Origin of the sequence: Bradyrhizobium paxllaeri, assembly GCF_001693515.2 — a bacterium.
Classification (GTDB): Bacteria; Pseudomonadota; Alphaproteobacteria; order Rhizobiales; family Xanthobacteraceae; genus Bradyrhizobium; species Bradyrhizobium paxllaeri.
The window spans coordinates 5,026,205-5,042,374 of record NZ_CP042968.1 but is presented as its reverse complement, the minus strand read 5'-3'; the positions used below and the strand labels follow the sequence as shown (position 1 = coordinate 5,042,374).

Sequence of the window (16,170 nt, the reverse complement as noted above, 5' to 3'; positions counted from 1 at the left end):
ATCTGATTCAATGGCTTCATGATATCGAAGCCGGACGATCTTCCATCGGACCTCGTCAGTGCCCTGGCGGCGCTGCAGGCCGAGCGTGAGGCACGGCTGCGAGCTGAGGCGGTGGCTGCCAACTGGCAGGCGCAAGCCGCGAATGCGCAGGCGCAACTGTCGGATACCGAGGCGCTGATCGCGCATCTCGAGCTGCGGATCGAGAAGCTGAAACGCGAACTGTACGGGCAGCGCTCCGAGCGCTCGGCACGGCTGCTCGAGCAGCTGGAGTTGGAGCTCGAAGAACTCGTCACCACAGCGAGCGAGGATGAGCTTGCCGCGCAGGCCGCCGCGGCGAAGACGCAGAACGTCCGCCCCTTCATGCGCAAGCGGCCGGTGCGCAAGCCATGGCCGGACGACATCGAACGCGAACGCATCGTCATTGAAGCTCCAACGACCTGTGCCTGCTGCGGTGGATCGCGGCTGGCGAAGATCGGTGAGGATGTGACCGGGACGCTGGAGGAGATCCCGCGGCGCTTCAAGCTGATCGAGACGGTACGGGAGAAATTTACCTGCCGCGATTGCGAGAAGATCAGCCAGCCGCCGGCGCCGTTCCATGCGACGCCGCGCGGCTTCATCGGCCCACAATTGCTGGCGACGATGCTGTTCGACAAGTTCGGTATGCATATCCCGCTCAACCGCCAGAGTGCGCGCTTCAAGGCCGAAGGGATCGACCTGCCGCTGTCGACGCTGGCCGACCAGGTCGGCCACGGGACCTTCGCCGTCATGCCGCTCTTCCACTTGATCGAACGCCATGTGCTCGCGGCCGAGCGCCTGCATGGCGATGACACCACCATCCGTATCCTGGCGAAGGGCAAGTGCACGACCGGGCGGATCTGGACTTATGTGCGGGATGACCGGCCCTTCGCCGGGCCTGCGCCGCCGGCGGCGGTCTATTACGCCTCGAGCGACCGACGAGGCGAGCACCCCCAGAAGCATCTGGCCGCCTTCGCCGGTATCCTGCAAGCCGATTGCTACAACGGCTTCGAGCCGCTGTTCGACCCGCAGAAGAAGGTGCTGCCGATGACGCCGGCGTTTTGCTTTGCCCATGCGCGGCGGGGCTTCTTCGAGCTGGCTGACATCGAGAAAAATGCTCGGGAAGGTAAGAAGGGCAAGCCGGTCTCTCCGATCGCGCTGGAGGCGGTCAAGCGCCTCGATGCGTTGTTCGAGATCGAGCGCGCCATCAACGGCCGTGGCGCCGACGAGCGGCGCGCCGTGCGCCAGGAAAACAGCAAGCCGCTTCTCGATGACATGCGCGCCTGGTTGCTGCGTGAGCGCGAAACCCTCTCGCGCTCCTCCGATGTCCTGAAGCCGATCAACTACATGCTCAGGCGCTGGGACGACTTCGCCAGCTTCCTCGACGATGGCAGGATCTGCTTGACCAACAATTGTGCTGAGCGCGCATTGAGAGGCATCGCATTGGGAAGGCGCAACTGGACCTTCGCCGGCAGCCAGCGTGGCGCCAACCGTGCCGCCATCATGCTGACGATGATCACGACCTGTCGCCTCAACGACGTCGATCCCAAGGCTTGGCTCGCCGACGTCCTCGCCCGTATCGCCGATCTTCCCGCTTCGCGTCTGCACGAACTGCTGCCCTGGGAATGGAAACTCCTGCGCCAAGCCGCCGGTCAGCAGGCCGCCTGACCTTCACGCAACGCCATCATAGAGCCCGCCGCGCCCGCGCGCATGCGTCAATCAGGCGGTCTTCGTCGTATGCGTACGGTAAATTTGACTGTCCCGCAGCCAGTTCTGAGTAGATCTTTTCCCGGTCGGGAAATTTTGTCCGCTGGAACCCAATCTTTACCGGGGTTTTCCCGGTCGGTAAATTCAGGCTTCCTGCACGCCCTGCCGGGGCTAATATTCCCGCTCGGGGAAGATGATCATGACCATCACGACCACCTCAGAACTCGGCCAGACGATCCGGAACCGGCGGACCTCCTTAGGTCTCCGGCAGCAGGACCTCGCCTTGGCAGCGAACGTCGGCGTCCGGTTTATCGTCGACATCGAGAATGGCAAGGAGACAAGCCAGGTCGGTCTGGTCCTCCGCCTGCTGCAGGCGCTCGGCATTCGGCTGACGGCGGAAATGAGCCCTGTGCCGGCGGCTCGCTCGGCCAGCGAGGAATCCGAAACCTTCGACCCTGATAACTTCACGCCTTCATGACGACCAAACCGAAAGCGGGCGGCGCCGGCGAGACCCTGGAAGTCCGGTGCGGCGACAAGCTCGTCGGGCTGCTGCGCCGGCGCTCGGACCAAATCCAGGACATCGAGTTCGTCTACGATGAAGCGTGGGTGAAGCATCCTCGGGCGTTCGCCGTCTCGACCCGCATGCCGCTCGCTCAGCGCGTTCACGAGCCGGACGTCGTGTACCGATGGTTTTTGAACCTACTGCCAGAAGGCCGGACGCTGAGGATGGTGGGCACCATCCTCAAGATTCCGGAGGCGAATGTGTTCGCGCTCCTTGGGGAGTTGGGAGAAGATCTTCCGGGCGCACTCGAAGTCTATCGGCCCGCCGACCAGCGGCCGAAGCGGGCGCCGCGCTACAAGCGGCTCACCGAAGCGGAGCTCGCTGCCGCCATTCGGCGCCTTCCGGAGAAGCCGCTTCTCGTGGGCGAGGAGGGCATCCACATGTCTTTGGCCGGCGAGCAGGACAAGCTTCCTGTAGTTCAGTATCCGGACGGCGGCATCGGCCTCGCGCTCGACGGCGCGCCGACCACGCATATCCTCAAGCCGGCCAACAAGCACTTCAGCAACGCCGTCGAGAACGAGGCCTTCTGCCTTCGCCTGGCGGCCAAGGTGAAGCTGCCCGTCGCCGAATGTACGATCGGAAACGCGGAGGATCTTGATTACCTGCTGGTGAAGCGCTACGACCGCGAGCCTCACGGGCGCAGCCTCCGCAGAATCCATCAGGAGGATTTCTGCCAGGCCACGGGGCACATCCCATCGACCAAATACGAATCCAATCTGGCGACCAAGCTGCGTGGGCCGACCCTGAAAGACTGCTTTGACGTCCTGCGGAACACGCAGGCAGGCGCCTTCAACGCCGCCCGCTTCGTCGATTTCTTTGTCTTCAACGTTCTCTGCGGAAACGTCGATGCGCATTCGAAGAACTATTCGCTGCTGCTGCAGCCGAGCGGCGCCGCCTCCATGGCGCCGCTCTACGACGTCATGAACGGCGATATTTATCCGGACGTCACGCGAAACCTGGCGATGAAGATCGCCGGCAAGAACCGCGGTCACGACATCTACGCCCGACATTGGGATCGGATGGCGAAGGAAAACCACCTTTCCGGCGCGCAGGTGAGGCGGCGCGTCGGCGAATTGTCTCAGGCTGTCCTCGATGCGCTGCCGTCCGTCGTCGAAGAGTTGAACGCGCTGAAGAAGTCTCCGGTCTACCAGCAAATCTCGGACTACGTCGCCGGCTATTGCCGCGACATGCTACGGAATCTGAAAAGCGGTGCCGAGGACGAGCCCGAAAAGGACCTGGATCCCGTGGCCGCCGCGCGTCCCCCAGGATTCTCGTGAACATTTTTGCAGAACTGCGTCGCGGGGGATGAGGTTAAGCTTAGCCTTCGACCTTGGGGCAGCACGAGGGGCACGCCACGATCTAGGCCGTAAAGCAATATCTCGAGATCTTCTAAACGAGTGGATCGGATTTGGTCGCACGCATGAAGCGTCTGACTGCTCTCGCGCCAGATATCGACACCTTCAGTCAGCATTTGGACGTCGGCCAGCTGAAGAGAAGCGCATCATGAACGACGGTCGCGCGATTCTGGAGGTGCTAGAACATTCGCAAGCGGAAGAGCCGGAGAAACCCGAGCTGGTCGAAGCCGCTTCGAGCAAGGCCCCGGTGATCGCGTTGTCGCCGCAACGGCAGGCTCACCGAACGAAGCGTGCGCCGCGACGTAACCGAACGCGCCTCAATTTCGATTTTTGGCCCCTAGAGGGCGGTGTGAGTCGACGATCCGCCTGTCGCTGCCGCGTCATCGCTCCGAAAAGCCTATTGAGGGCGAGCTCCCCGCCGGGGCAGTCTCACCGCCGCTAGGGTCTGTACTCAATAAAGATTCCGGTCTGGGCTGATTTGTGATTCAAACTTCTCCCAAGCGAAGGGGGCGAAGCAACGGTACTGGCTGAGCGAGTTGGAGTGGAAGCGGATCAGCCGCTGTTGCCACGCGGGCGGCCGGGGGCGCACCGCGGGATGACCGGCGCGTGATCAGCGGGATTCTCCAATGCTGCGATCGGGCGCACGCTGGCGAGAGTGTCCGCCAGACTACGGGCCGTACACAACGATTTACAACCGCTTCAACCGCTGGAGCGGCAAGGCGTGTGGAGCAATATTCTCTACGCGTTGACCGGCTCGCTCGCGCGGCGGGCGCACCACGCGAGCATCCTAAAGCATGATCTGGAAAAATGGGTACAGATTTTCGGCGAAAGGAGCGCGAAACCTTGCCGCGGCAATGCTGCTTCGCCCGCCTCGCGCGAGGCGGGCTTAAGCGTTTACGGCGTGCTCGCTGAGGAACGCCTGATAGGCAAGCCGGATGCCGTCTTCGAGCCGCGTCGTGGCACGCCAACCGAGCTTGACCAACCGGCTGACGTCGAGCAGCTTGCGCGGGGTGCCGTCGGGGCGCGAGGTGTCAAAACTGATCTCGCCGGCGTAGCCGACAGTTGCGGCGACCACGCGCGCGAATTCAGCGATCATGATGTCCTCGCCGGTGCCAATATTGACCAGTTCGTGATCCGAATAGGTCTTCATCAGATGGATGCAGGCATCCGCGAGGTCGTCGACATAGAGGAATTCGCGCCGCGGCGTGCCGGTCCCCCACACCACGACCTCCTTGGCGCCGGACTGCTTCGCTTCGTGGAAGCGGCGGATCAGCGCGGCGGGGACATGACTGTATTCGGGATGATAATTGTCGCCACAGCCGTAGAGATTGGCAGGCATGACATTGATAAAATCGGCGCCATACTGGCTGCGATAGGCCTCCACCATCTTGATGCCGGCGATCTTGGCAATCGCATAGGGCTCGTTGGTCGGCTCCAGCGGGCCGATCAGCATGAAATCTTCGCGTAGCGGCTGCGGCGCGAGCTTGGGGTATATGCAGGACGAGCCCAGGAACATCAGCTTCTCGGCGCCATGGACGTGTGCGGCGTGGATCACGTTCGCAGCGATCGCCAGATTGTCGTAGAGGAATTCGGCGCGCAGCGTGTTGTTGGCGACGATGCCGCCGACCTTGGCCGCCGCCAGAAACACCACCTGCGGACGGTTGTCGGCGAACCATTGGTTGACCGCCGCCTGGTCGCGCAGGTCGAGCTCATTGCGGCTCATTGTCAGCAGTTCGACGTCTTCACGCGCCAGCCGGCGCACCAGTGCGGAACCGACCATGCCGCGATGGCCGGCGACGTAGATCGTCTTGCCCTTCAACTCAAACGGAATGCTTGCCATTGGCTACCTCCCGCCGCGCATCCTCTAGGTCGCCTGCGACCATTTCCTTGACCATCTGGGCAAAGGATATCTTGGGCTTCCAGCCGAGCTTGTCCCGCGCCTTGCTGGCGTCGCCGATCAGAAGGTCGACTTCAGTGGGCCGGAAATAGGTCGGATCGATGCGGACCAAGGTCTTGCCGGACTTCGCATCGACGCCGGTCTCCTCGACGCCTTTGCCGCGCCACTCAATGCGACGGCCGACCTCGGCGAACGCCAGTTCGACGAATTCGCGCACCGAATGGGTCTCGCCGGTCGCCAGCACGAAATCGTCGGGGGCATCGACCTGCAATATCCGGTGCATGCCCTCGACATAGTCGCGCGCATGTCCCCAGTCGCGCTTGGCGTCGAGGTTGCCGAGATAGAGCGTGTCTTCCAAGCCAACCTCGATGCGGGCGACGCCGCGGGTGATCTTGCGGGTGACGAACGTCTCGCCGCGGATCGGGCTCTCATGGTTGAACAGGATGCCGTTCGAGGCAAACATGCCGTAGGCCTCGCGGTAATTCACCGTGATCCAGTAGCCGTACAGCTTGGCGACGCCGTAGGGCGAACGCGGGTAGAACGGCGTGGTCTCCTTCTGCGGCACTTCCTGGACCAGACCGTAGAGCTCCGAAGTCGAGGCCTGATAGAACCGCGTCTCCTTCTCCATGCCGAGAATGCGGATCGCTTCCAGCAGCCGCAGCACGCCGATGGCGTCGGCATTGGCGGTGTATTCCGGGCTTTCGAAGCTTACGCCGACATGGCTCTGGGCGGCGAGGTTGTAGATCTCGGTCGGCCTGATCTGCTGCATCAGCCGGATCAGGTTGGTCGAGTCGGTCATGTCGCCGTAATGCAGCAGGAACGGCACGTTGCGCGAATGCGGATCCTGGTAGATGTGATCGATGCGCGCGGTATTGAACGAGGACGAGCGCCGCTTCACGCCGTGCACGGTGTAGCCAAGGCCGAGCAGATATTCGGCAAGATAGGCGCCATCCTGCCCGGTGACGCCGGTGATCAGCGCCACGCGCCGCTTTGAGTCCAGGGCCGTCATTCTCTCTCCGGTTACGCGTAAGGGAGGGCCGTCTTTTGCGAAGCCTAACTGAAAGTCGATTCAAATTAAGCAGTAGGCCGCAGAGTCAGCATCGACCTGGCATTCAATGCTGGAGCCTACCTTTTGCCTTATGCTGTGGTGCGATTGTGACGAGCCACTTTGATTTCGGCAGCAATGACATGGTACGACGCGCCTGTTGAAGAGCCCGCGATGCGCCGGCGACCGCATTTCAAAAGGCACGAGTTGATCGAGTGGCGCACATAATCCATCCGCTTATCGTTACGCCGGCACATGCACTATATATACATTGATATACATTGCGCAGGAGGGGCGTGCGTGTAATCGAGAATTCAAAGACAAAGTTCAACGGACCTTAGCGAGCCCCTGAGTAGGCAGCTGCCGAGCGCTCCAAAAGTTCTCGACAGGACTGCTGCTAGGCTTCGGCAGGGCCTCCTCTAAGAGAGTGCATATTTCCATGGAACCCACATCTTCCTTAACAGTACATCAGCAGATTGTTGGTCTTCTTCAAAAGCCGGATCCCGTTATCTTGGACATCGGCTGCAACGACGGAACCGATACGCGAAAGTTTCTCGAGCTCTGCCCGCAGGCTCAGCTCTACTGCTTTGAGCCAGATCCCCGAGCGGCTGCTCGCTTCAAGAAAAACATGGATCGGTACCTCGACAAAGTGAAGCTATTTGAGATCGCGGTCTCCGACCGAAATGGCAGGATCGATTTCCATCCAAGCAATGGAAATGGAGATGCGAAGGACTGGGATCTCTCTGGCTCGATACGCCGGCCCAAGAATCATCTCGTGGAATATGAATGGGTTCGGTTTGATCATCCCATCTCAGTTGAAACTCGACGCTTGGATGACTGGTGCAGTGAGGCGAAATTAAAACGCATCGATTTCATTTGGATGGACGTGCAGGGAGCCGAGTCCGATGTGATCGCTGGCGGCAGGCATAGCTTGAGCAACACGCGCTTCATCTACACTGAATACAGCGACCAGGAGCTCTATGAAGGGCAGAAGTCCCTGCAAGCAATTCTTGACTTGCTACCATCGTTCGAAGTCGTGACGCAGTATCCCCATGGAGCCGAGGGTGATGTCTTGCTTAGGAACACGAGCCTGTAGAATGAGCTTTGAGCGCGTGTACAAGGCCGCCGAAGACATGGTCGGCCTCGGCCAACATGGGAGAACGCTGATCGTACTTACTTGCAGTTCGGTCGGCGAGCAGGATCACGACGAAGAGGATGAACAGAACTGATCGAGAGAAGGACGCCACGGTTCCGGCTCCTCAACTGCCTGCGATCAGCTCTTCGATAAGAGCTGGAAAGCTCCCTTGAATGGATAGCAGAACGTGGTGCTGTCCTTCGATATGCGGACAGCCATATTTTTCTCCCGCCCAATTCTAGACAAACTGAAATAGGTGTCGGTGAACCGCTTCGAAGTGCTTTAAGTCCTGTTCGCCGGCGGGAGTTCTTCATCGCTGGTGTCGCGGACTTCGCCTCGGAGGCCGCGAACTCCTTTGTCGGAGATCGCGCTTATTTCTTCACGACAGGGCGGGGATAGCAGAAGTCGCCGGCAACAGCGGCATACATTCTTGGCTACGCTTTGCGATAGGCCTTGATAATGGTCTTCCGGCGGTCTTCTTGCGGAGCTACCCTCTATATTGGGGGAATAGTGGATCCCTTCACCGCACTTATTTTCCTAAAATCGGCCGCTGCCAATGACAACCATCCGCTTTGCCCTCCTTTATGCAGATAATTTCTTAAAACCATGGTTGAAACGCTAGCGCAAACTAGGTGACTGGCACAAAGGCACGGACACTAATGATAGGCAAGGGTGGCTAGCCGGATCTCGTGTTGAGCGTTGAGGCGTCCTTCCCTGCTGATAAAGGGCTACCTATGCGCGGATTGGCGGTTTTGGCAGCGGCCACAACTTCGCTTTTTGTTGCTAGGTGATACGGCCATGCGAGGAACACCATCATCGCTGATTGAGCCGTCGATATCTCGTCGATGGGACGACCAACACGCCTGCCGACTTTGGCGTTGGGAGCGGTTGTGATTTTGTCTACCATCAGTCAGCATGTCGCGAGCAGCCGTTGCACCCATTCAGCTCGATGATGAGCCGGAACAACGGCCATCCGTCGGATAGGTGGTGAAGGCGCAAGTGGTGATTGAGTCGGTGAGATTGAAACTGCCTTCCTGCACGATGACGAGTTGGCGCGACTTGCCTGCATAATTCTTGCCGCAAGCGACGGCCCAGATCTCGCCGCGCCTTATCAATCCAGGTCGGACGCGTCGTCGATGAGCCTGATGTTGCGGCATGGCCGCTGGCTGCAACAGCAAGTGACCGACGATGAGGCTGCTTGCGGAAAGATGTAGACCGCACATCGGGTACCCAAATCTCGAAAGGCCGCAAGCCCGACAAAACAGCTTGAATCTCACGTGGCGTCAGGTTGTAGGCTTGAAAAATGTTGACCAAAGCCCATCATTTGCAGCTCAAATTTGAGTGCCACGGACGTTAGCATTGAGAGCTTCGTGTCTTGGAGAGCACGCTTTCAGTCAGTGTGCGTCTTCGAGAGGCTGAGTCACTTCGCGTGATGGCAGGTCGAAACAGATCGGAGTCAAGGATCGAAGATCTACAAATCCAAGAAGGCTCGTAGTGGTGCGACGTGGGAGCTAGATCAGTCCGTGCAAGCGGTTGGGGCGGCCGGCCTTCCGTAAGGCAGAGTCGCCCATGTGGGTGAAGCGTGCGCCGCACTGGCTGGGCCGCGTGGCACGTTACGGTCTTCTTAGGGTCGCGCACGTGCAGCCGATCGTTGTAGCAAGTGGCGAGCGCGCGTGTTTCTTAGAAGTGCGGCACCACTGCGAAGGAGCTTAAATCTCTGTGAAGTCTTGCGCTATCCCTTGTTTCGCGCGGAACGTTGGGAAACCTCAGGCTACTGCTCACCGCTGCCCGGCTGTTGCGCCGGCATGGTCACCATGTTCGTGTACTTGCGGATCCAGCTATGCGTGCAGAAGTCGACGCCACAGTTTTTGAGTTCGTGTCACGGCGAAGCGCCCAATCGGTGAGGCTGCGGATCTGGCAAATGTCTCGAACCTTCGGAATCGTATGCGCAAGGTCGTCTTTGAGCCTTGCTCTGCCTCCCGTGGATCCTGGAAATCGACGGAAGTTGTCTCCCGCCAAGTTTCGTGAGGCGCATGATGTGACCCTCGAGGCAACACAGGGCGCGGGAGGCGGAGCGGCTGAGGCCGGTCTTTCGAGGGCGACCACAACGTCGATAACAGGCGAGCCAACATTCAGAAGGAAGCATTTCTTGACTCAGGCCGAAAAAGACGTGGTCGAGCACATGCTCGCATCATTAGCGATGAGCTCGCTGCAAAGTGGCATTGCACCCACCAACGAACAGGTTGCGCACCATTTTGAGTTATCATGCGAGAGGGTTGGACTTGTCGTCACACTTGAATCTGCGACCCGGATCTTCAATTGCATCGCACGTGAGATCCACAAGGCGCAGTCGGTGCTCGAGTTCATCGGTCGCGGCACGGATCAAATGCAGTGAGCGAACGGAATGGAGCTCGTTGCACGTGCGCGCATCACAAAGTCGCCCTCGTGGGTCGACATCATAATGGAGGGTCGGCCCCACGCGTTAGATTGCACATAGACGACATAATTCTGCTCGAGGTCCACAAGCAGTGTACCAATCCGCCCCGATCTCTGCCTCACCGTTTGTTCAAAGCCGTACCCGTTCACTCTGAGCACTCTGCGACAGCCCCGACAATGGTGATGCAATTCGGCCAGCCAGGTGTGGCGCGAGGGCTGTCGATCTCGAAAGCTGGTCGCGTCAGCTCAGAGCTCGTCCGATGCACGCTCGATCGGTCCGATCCTGCCGTCGAAATATCGAGCGTCGCAGAGCATGACCTCGGCTTTGACGCTGCGGGCCTTGAGTGGCCTGCGGTCTTAGGTTTGCTATCGTAAAGAAAGCTCAGATTTGCACCTTCACACTTTTCCAGAACAAGGGTCGCCCACTATGAAAACGCTCACGACGTTAGAGGCTGCTATCGGTGCAGCTTTGGCACACGACATCAGCTTTTCCGGCGGATCAATATATGACGCGTTTCCCCTCCCATTTCCCGCTGAAGACGACATGTTGGGGAACGTCTCGCTTCGTCGTCGGCGTGAGTTCGCCTGGGGACGGCATCACGCTCACGAGGCCCTGCGTAAACTGGGTTTCGCTCCCGTTCCGATTTTGTCGAGAGTGGATCGGGCTCCTCTTTGGCCTTCGGGGGTCGTCGGGAGCATTTCACACTCTTCGTCTGATTGCGGAGCTGTTGCCGGAAATTCCAAGAATGTGCTCGCTCTGGGATTGGACATTGAAGATCAAGAACCGCTCGAAGCGGACCTTTTGCCGTTCGTATGCACCTGCGACGAAATCGAGCGAAAGGAGTGGTCCAGCAGTCGCTTCGGCCCGAAATTGTTGCTCGCAATAAAGGAAGCCGTATACAAATCATATGCGCCGGCAACTGGTGAATTCTTGGATTTTCAAGATGTCAGTGTCAGGACGAATGACCAGAGCGGGGTCTTCGAGGCCGAGATTGTCAACCCGGAAAAGCCAACTAGTTTTGGCAGTCGAACCATAAATGGAATCTATCGCCCATTTGACGGAGGAATTGCAGCACTAGCCGTGCGATTTCGAGGCGCGTGATGCATCTCGCCTGCTAGATGCTGGAAGGCGACAGGAGACCTCATCGAGTTTGCCTTGCAATTGAAGAAATGACCTTCGGCTCTAGTAGCGGGTGGGGCAGAGGCGTTTCCGAAGAAGCTATGTGTGACTCCATAGCGCCCGGTTCCCCTGATCCGAGTAGACAAGGTCCTCCACCGAGCCCTTTCTGATCGAATGCGACCTGAGATGCCGGTCAATCATGTGTTCTCGACCAGGAAACCAAGGATCGCCTGGCAAGTCACAAGTACTGCCGTTATCCGGGTTCGCGCGATGATGCCCATTGTCGCAATAGCAGTGGCGCCATTAGAGCCAATATCAAGCCGCTATGAAACTGCGGGATGCGCAACATCGATCTGGTGAGAGCGACGTAGGCGAGCTTCAAGCAACGGCAGGCCAGGATAATCAGCTGGTGGTGACGGTTTGCCGAGTCGCGCTTCGCGTTGGCCTGCACACGCTTCCGTCCGGAAGCAAGCGCGCCGATCGATTAAAGGAGGGGGCTGCCATTCGGCGTGCCCGGCTCGGGGGCGGACTTACGCTTGACGACGTTGCATCGGCAGCATGTATTTCAGTTTCGATGCTCAGGCGGCGAAGCGGGGGCAGCATTGAGCTGCTTGAACGTATCGGCGCGAGGTTAGGTACCGACCTTGGACCCTCATGCGTGAGGTTGAGCAAACGAAGGGCGAGGCTCAACTCACCAAAGGCCGCTGATCAATTGGAGGTCGTGCGCTCAGGTAGCGGGTATGGCAGACTCTATCGCTGGCTGTCGTACCAAAAGGGAGCACGGAAGCTTTTCGAAGCCTTCTTCATCAATATGGTACGCATACGACGAAGGCCGCCGGATTGACGCATGCGCGGGAGCGCGGCGAGCACTATGATTGCGTTGCGTGCAGGTCAGGCGGCCTGCTGATCGGTGGGCTCGCTGGCCTGCCGCAAAAGCTTCCATTCCCAGGGCAGCAGTTCGTGCAGACGCGAAGCGGGAAGATCGGCGATACGGGCGAGGACATCGGCGAGCCAGGCCTTGGGATCGACGTCGTTGAGGCGACAGGTCGTGATCATGGTCAGCATGATGGCGGCGCGGTCGGCGCCGCGCAGGCTGCCGGCAAAGGTCCAGTTGCGCCTGCCCAACGCGATGCCGCGCAACGCTCTTTCAGCGGCGTTATTGCTGAGGCAGATCCTGCCATCGTCGAGGAAGCGGGCGAAGTCGTCCCAGCGCCTGAGCATGTAGTTCATGGGCTTCAGGACCTCGGAGGAGCGCGATAGGGTTTCCCGCTCGCGGAGCAGCCAGACGTGCATGTCATCGAGCAGCGGCTTGCTCAGCTCCTGGCGTACGGCACGCCGCTCGTCGGCACTGCGGCCGTTGATGGCGCGCTCGATCTCGAACAGGGCGTCAAGACGCCTGACCGCCTCCAGCGCGATCGGGGAGACCGGTTTGCCTTTCTGTGGGTCCCGGGCGGTTTTCTCGATGTCGGCCAGCTCGAAGAAGCCCCGCCGCGCATGGGCCAGGCAAAATGCCGGCGTGATCGGCATCGCTTTCCTTTGTGGGTCGAACAACGGATCGAAGCCGCTATAGCAATCCGCCTGCAGGATACCGGCGAAGGCGGCCAGATGCTTCTGGGGATGTTCGCCCCGTCGGTCGCTCGAGGCGTAATAGGCCGCCGCCGGCGGCGCAGGCCCACCGTAGGGCCGGTCATCCCGTACATAGGTCCAGATTCGCCCGGTCGTGCACTTGCTCTTGGCCAGGATGCGGATGGTGGTGTCGTCGCCATGAAGGCGATCAGCCGCGAGCACATGACGCTCGATCAGCTGGAACAGCGGCATGACGGCAAGGGTTCCGTGGCCGACCTGGTCGGCCAGTGTCGATAGCGGCAAATCGATCCTCTCAGCCTTAAAGCGCACGCTCTGGCGATTGAGTGGGATATGCATGCCGAACTTGTCGAACAAGATCGTCGCCAGCAGTTGCGGACCGATGAAGCCGCGCGGCGTGGCATGGAACGGTGCCGGCGGCTGGCTGATCTTCTCGCAATCGCGGCAGGTGAACTTTTCCCGCACCGTCTCGATCAGCTTGAACCGACGCGGGATCTCCTCCAACGTCTCGGTCACATCCTCGCCCAGCTTCGCCAGGCGCGATCCGCCGCAGCATGCACAGCTCGTCGGGGCCTCGATGACGACGCGCTCGCGTTCGATGTCGTCCGGCCAGGGCTTGCGCACCGGCCGCCGACGCGTGAAGGCGCGCACGCTCTGGCTTTTCGCCGCGGCGGCCTGAGCGGCAAGCTCGTCCTCGCTCGCCGTGGTGACAAGTTCTTCGAGCTCCAATTCCAATTGCTCGATCAGCCGCGCCGTGCGCTCGGAGCGCTGCCCGTACAGTTCGCGCTTGAGCTTCTCGATCCGCAGCTCAAGATGCACGATCAGCGCCTCGTTGGCCGACAGCTCCGCCCGCGCACTGGCGGCTACCGCCTCGGCTTGCAGCCGCGCCTCACGCTCGGCCTGCAGCGCCGCCAGGGCACTCACGAGGTCCGATGGAAGGTCGTCCGGCTTCGATGTCATGAAGCCATTGAATCAGATCACGTTGCAGATTCAAACCGTAAAACGGCTATCCGACCCGCGTTGGTCGCAGCGTATCTTGAGGGTTGCGCCAATCGATTCCGGACAACAGGTAGTTCATCTGCGCCGGTGAGATCGTCACTGCTTCGCCCGCAACCGTTGGCCAGATGAACCTTCCTCTCTCGAGTCTCTTGGTAAACAGGCATGCCCCCTGGCCATCGTGCCAGATCACCTTCACAAGATCGCTTCGGCGACCGCGGAACACGAACAGATGACCGCTGAGCGGGTCCTTGCGCAGCACCTCCTGCACTTGGAGTGCCAACGACGGAAAGCCTCGGCGCATGTCCGTGTAGCCTGTCGCGAGCCACACTCGCGCGCCCGTCGGAACCGGGATCATCGGCGTACCAAAGCATCGAGAACGCGACGCAGTGCGTCTCCATCAACGTCGCCATCGACCCGGATCCGGTGCCCGCTACCAAGATCAATCTCGATGATGCCCTGGCTCTTCCGTCGACGCGCCGCCGTCGTCGTCAACGGCGCTTCGGCCACCTCCGGCGGCGGCACAGACGGCCCAATCGCGACCGGCACGAACGGCGCTCTACTCGTTTCACCGTGCTTGCAAAGCTCTTTGCGCCACCTGAACAGCTGGCTCACATGAAGGCCGGCCAGGCGGGCCACCTCGGAAACGCTGGCTCCGGGCTCGAGCGATGCTGCAACGAGCCGCTCCTTCTCATCCTGCGACCACCGGCGCCGCCGCTCGACCGATGTGATCACCTCCGCACGCGAAATCGTCATAGCGCTTCTCCTAGGATTACCCCTAGGACCTGCAGCGATCGCGTTCGTCGAACAAGGCGGCCTTTGGCGGAGGGATACCATGGATCTGCAAGACGCCACGCATCTTGCGAATCAACCTTTGTTCTTCAAATCGGATTAGCGTCTCGGTTACACCGGCGCGGCGTAATCCCAACGCGAACGAAAGGTAGTCATGGGTGACTGGAATCACATGCGCGTCCAGAGCATCACTCGCTAAACAGAGCCAGCTTGCGAGCCGCTGTTCGCGTTCGGGCCGAACCCCACACAATCCCGTCTGAGCGCAATGCAAGGTCAGCCCTTAAACGTACCGAAAAAGATGTTCTCGGATTTCAGGACGCTCCTTCGTCACTCGACGCAAATCCTCGACACGGATCCTGTGCGCACTTCCGGGAAAGAGCACAACAGATTGGTGCGTCGAAATATGCCCTACCACTAAGAGCGAAGCGCCGACCGCACCCCAATGTCCTATCACCGCCGATTCAAGGATGCTTTCCGCCGCGACAATTCTCAGCGAGACGAGGCCCGACTCAATAAAATAGACGTGATCAAGATGCTTTTTCGGCTCCTGCAGGATCATGCGTTCTTTCAGCACGATCGGCTCAAGGAACTCGCCTATTGCCGCGAGGTCTTGCAGAGAAAGACTGGCGAGGATCGCATTTTTCACAAAGGAGCGCGTACGAGGACGCATCTTAACAGGCCGGTCGAGCATCGGCTGTTTGCCGGAGACCTTCGTGAGTGCTGCATCGCTTGAGCCGTCGAGCGCTTCGCGGACGGTGGACACATGGTCGGTCATAATTGCGGCCCCCTCTCCCGACATGCGGCGGTCACCTCGCTGATACGTAACGAAAACTTGATTGGGACTGTAAGGACACTTTCATCCTGATTAATGCAATGAGCCTGGCGCTGAGGCTTAAATTCCGCGTTCGAGCGACCTACTTCGACGGATTTAATACCTTCCCTGTCCGTCCTCGTAGGGTGCGCGCAGGCACTCGTCTTCGAGCCGTCAGCGTCACCTCTTTGCCTTCTCGCGCATGCCATCAGATAAGCACGCCAGCCGTTTTAGCCCGGTGCGGGGTCGCTGCCAGAGCGATAACCGCCTCATTACGGCAAACGCACCTCCGCAGGGAACATTTCGGATGGTCACACGACAGTTATCATGTGCCCTTCCGCGACGTTCATTTTTGCGACGCGAGATTAATTCTGATGTTCTCGCGACAATCGAAAAATGCTTGCTCGACAGCTCATTCCATGAAGGAATGCTATTCTCTTGTCGCGGGCCCGATGGGCGGCAATTGGCTTATCCCCACGTATCGCGACGCGCCGAGATGATCCGTTCATACCCTCATCGAGCTGCTTCTCAAGTGCGGTGTCCGCCAGGCCGCCTCAGCCTGCCAAGGCGAGCGTTACGCGGAGCCATCGCTCGAAGAATTCCAGCAGCGGCTGGCTTTTCTGTTGCCTAACGAGACGGCGCCCTCGGCGCTACAGCAACGAACGTCCTTCTCGATGCCATAGAACTCCGCGATAATGCTTGAGCGCCTCGTCCG

Annotated in this window: 15 protein-coding genes and 1 pseudogene; 8 read left to right on the top strand and 8 right to left on the bottom strand. The window is 59.8% G+C overall.

Annotated features, from left to right (window positions below; translation table 11 throughout):
• The first annotated feature begins 18 nt into the window (after positions 1-18).
• From tnpC (LMTR21_RS24125) to LMTR21_RS41010, 4 genes and pseudogenes are all read left to right on the top strand, one after another.
• Positions 19-1,683, top strand: coding sequence for an IS66 family transposase (gene tnpC / locus LMTR21_RS24125; RefSeq protein ID WP_148636002.1), 1,665 nt, complete (start codon positions 19-21; stop codon positions 1,681-1,683).
• Positions 1,684-1,921: 238 nt separating this feature from the next.
• Positions 1,922-2,200, top strand: a complete 279-nt coding sequence (locus tag LMTR21_RS24120) for a helix-turn-helix transcriptional regulator (RefSeq protein WP_084031034.1) — start codon at positions 1,922-1,924, stop codon at positions 2,198-2,200.
• Positions 2,197-3,561: a type II toxin-antitoxin system HipA family toxin gene (locus LMTR21_RS24115; protein WP_065756763.1), complete on the top strand. Its 1,365-nt coding sequence runs from the start codon at positions 2,197-2,199 to the stop codon at positions 3,559-3,561. The genes LMTR21_RS24120 and LMTR21_RS24115 overlap by 4 nt, the downstream gene beginning before the upstream one ends.
• 554 nt (positions 3,562-4,115) lie before the next feature.
• A pseudogene (locus LMTR21_RS41010) lies at positions 4,116-4,376 on the top strand (transposase); the annotation flags it as partial.
• Positions 4,377-4,525: 149 nt separating this feature from the next.
• On the opposite strand, the gene fcl reads toward LMTR21_RS41010, so the two are convergent.
• Together fcl and gmd are read right to left on the bottom strand one after the other, a co-directional pair.
• Positions 4,526-5,479 carry a GDP-L-fucose synthase gene (gene fcl, locus LMTR21_RS24105; protein WP_065756762.1) on the bottom strand — a complete coding sequence of 318 codons (954 nt, stop codon included), beginning with the start codon at positions 5,477-5,479 and terminating at the stop codon, positions 4,526-4,528.
• Entirely contained in the window at positions 5,460-6,545 is a 1,086-nt protein-coding gene (gmd, locus tag LMTR21_RS24100; RefSeq protein ID WP_141688669.1) for a GDP-mannose 4,6-dehydratase, read from the bottom strand. Before gmd ends, fcl begins: the two co-directional genes overlap by 20 nt.
• Before the next feature lie 475 nt (positions 6,546-7,020).
• On the opposite strand from gmd, the gene LMTR21_RS24095 reads away from it, so the two are divergent.
• Together LMTR21_RS24095 and LMTR21_RS41490 are read left to right on the top strand one after the other, a co-directional pair.
• Positions 7,021-7,677 carry an FkbM family methyltransferase gene (locus LMTR21_RS24095; protein WP_057859050.1) on the top strand — a complete coding sequence of 219 codons (657 nt, stop codon included), beginning with the start codon at positions 7,021-7,023 and terminating at the stop codon, positions 7,675-7,677.
• A 1-nt stretch (position 7,678) separates the two neighbouring features.
• Positions 7,679-7,810, top strand: a complete 132-nt coding sequence (locus tag LMTR21_RS41490) for a hypothetical protein (RefSeq protein ID WP_283813505.1) — start codon at positions 7,679-7,681, stop codon at positions 7,808-7,810.
• Between the two features lie 812 nt (positions 7,811-8,622).
• Here LMTR21_RS41490 and LMTR21_RS41005 read toward each other — a convergent pair.
• Positions 8,623-8,937, bottom strand: coding sequence for a hypothetical protein (locus tag LMTR21_RS41005; protein WP_246175723.1), 315 nt, complete (start codon positions 8,935-8,937; stop codon positions 8,623-8,625).
• A 928-nt stretch (positions 8,938-9,865) separates the two neighbouring features.
• On the opposite strand from LMTR21_RS41005, the gene LMTR21_RS24080 reads away from it, so the two are divergent.
• Both LMTR21_RS24080 and LMTR21_RS24075 read left to right on the top strand, forming a co-directional pair.
• Positions 9,866-10,111, top strand: coding sequence for a hypothetical protein (locus LMTR21_RS24080; protein ID WP_245319843.1), 246 nt, complete (start codon positions 9,866-9,868; stop codon positions 10,109-10,111).
• A gap of 468 nt (positions 10,112-10,579) precedes the next feature.
• Positions 10,580-11,254, top strand: coding sequence for a 4'-phosphopantetheinyl transferase family protein (locus tag LMTR21_RS24075; protein WP_084031030.1), 675 nt, complete (start codon positions 10,580-10,582; stop codon positions 11,252-11,254).
• A gap of 909 nt (positions 11,255-12,163) precedes the next feature.
• Here LMTR21_RS24075 and tnpC (LMTR21_RS24070) read toward each other — a convergent pair.
• The 5 genes from tnpC (LMTR21_RS24070) to LMTR21_RS40995 form a co-directional block, all read right to left on the bottom strand.
• A complete protein-coding gene (gene tnpC / locus LMTR21_RS24070; protein ID WP_065756977.1) occupies positions 12,164-13,816 on the bottom strand; it encodes an IS66 family transposase in 1,653 nt (550 codons plus the stop codon).
• A gap of 46 nt (positions 13,817-13,862) precedes the next feature.
• Positions 13,863-14,210: an IS66 family insertion sequence element accessory protein TnpB gene (tnpB, locus tag LMTR21_RS24065; protein ID WP_065756978.1), complete on the bottom strand. Its 348-nt coding sequence runs from the start codon at positions 14,208-14,210 to the stop codon at positions 13,863-13,865.
• Positions 14,207-14,608 (bottom strand): IS66-like element accessory protein TnpA, encoded by a 402-nt coding sequence (tnpA, locus tag LMTR21_RS24060; RefSeq protein ID WP_148636000.1) that lies wholly within the window; start codon positions 14,606-14,608, stop codon positions 14,207-14,209. The genes tnpB and tnpA overlap by 4 nt, the downstream gene beginning before the upstream one ends.
• A gap of 22 nt (positions 14,609-14,630) precedes the next feature.
• Positions 14,631-14,816 (bottom strand): cyclic nucleotide-binding domain-containing protein, encoded by a 186-nt coding sequence (locus LMTR21_RS41000; protein ID WP_246174118.1) that lies wholly within the window; start codon positions 14,814-14,816, stop codon positions 14,631-14,633.
• Between the two features lie 108 nt (positions 14,817-14,924).
• Positions 14,925-15,419 (bottom strand): cyclic nucleotide-binding domain-containing protein, encoded by a 495-nt coding sequence (locus LMTR21_RS40995; RefSeq protein WP_065756971.1) that lies wholly within the window; start codon positions 15,417-15,419, stop codon positions 14,925-14,927.
• Positions 15,420-16,170 lie beyond the last annotated feature (751 nt).

Excerpts from the sequence above, each read along its gene's own strand:
- LMTR21_RS24075 (WP_084031030.1), top strand. The coding sequence starts at position 10,580 with ATGAAAACGCTCACGACGTTAGAGGCTGCTATCGGTGCAGCTTTGGCA.
- tnpA (WP_148636000.1), bottom strand. The coding sequence starts at position 14,608 with ATGACGATTTCGCGTGCGGAGGTGATCACATCGGTCGAGCGGCGGCGC.
- fcl (WP_065756762.1), bottom strand. The coding sequence starts at position 5,479 with ATGGCAAGCATTCCGTTTGAGTTGAAGGGCAAGACGATCTACGTCGCC.
- tnpB (WP_065756978.1), bottom strand. The coding sequence starts at position 14,210 with ATGATCCCGGTTCCGACGGGCGCGCGAGTGTGGCTCGCGACAGGCTAC.
- tnpC (WP_065756977.1), bottom strand. The coding sequence starts at position 13,816 with ATGACATCGAAGCCGGACGACCTTCCATCGGACCTCGTGAGTGCCCTG.
- LMTR21_RS41490 (WP_283813505.1), top strand. The coding sequence starts at position 7,679 with ATGAGCTTTGAGCGCGTGTACAAGGCCGCCGAAGACATGGTCGGCCTC.
- LMTR21_RS24115 (WP_065756763.1), top strand. The coding sequence starts at position 2,197 with ATGACGACCAAACCGAAAGCGGGCGGCGCCGGCGAGACCCTGGAAGTC.
- LMTR21_RS24120 (WP_084031034.1), top strand. The coding sequence starts at position 1,922 with ATGACCATCACGACCACCTCAGAACTCGGCCAGACGATCCGGAACCGG.
- tnpC (WP_148636002.1), top strand. The coding sequence starts at position 19 with ATGATATCGAAGCCGGACGATCTTCCATCGGACCTCGTCAGTGCCCTG.
- gmd (WP_141688669.1), bottom strand. The coding sequence starts at position 6,545 with ATGACGGCCCTGGACTCAAAGCGGCGCGTGGCGCTGATCACCGGCGTC.
- LMTR21_RS24095 (WP_057859050.1), top strand. The coding sequence starts at position 7,021 with ATGGAACCCACATCTTCCTTAACAGTACATCAGCAGATTGTTGGTCTT.
- LMTR21_RS40995 (WP_065756971.1), bottom strand. The coding sequence starts at position 15,419 with ATGACCGACCATGTGTCCACCGTCCGCGAAGCGCTCGACGGCTCAAGC.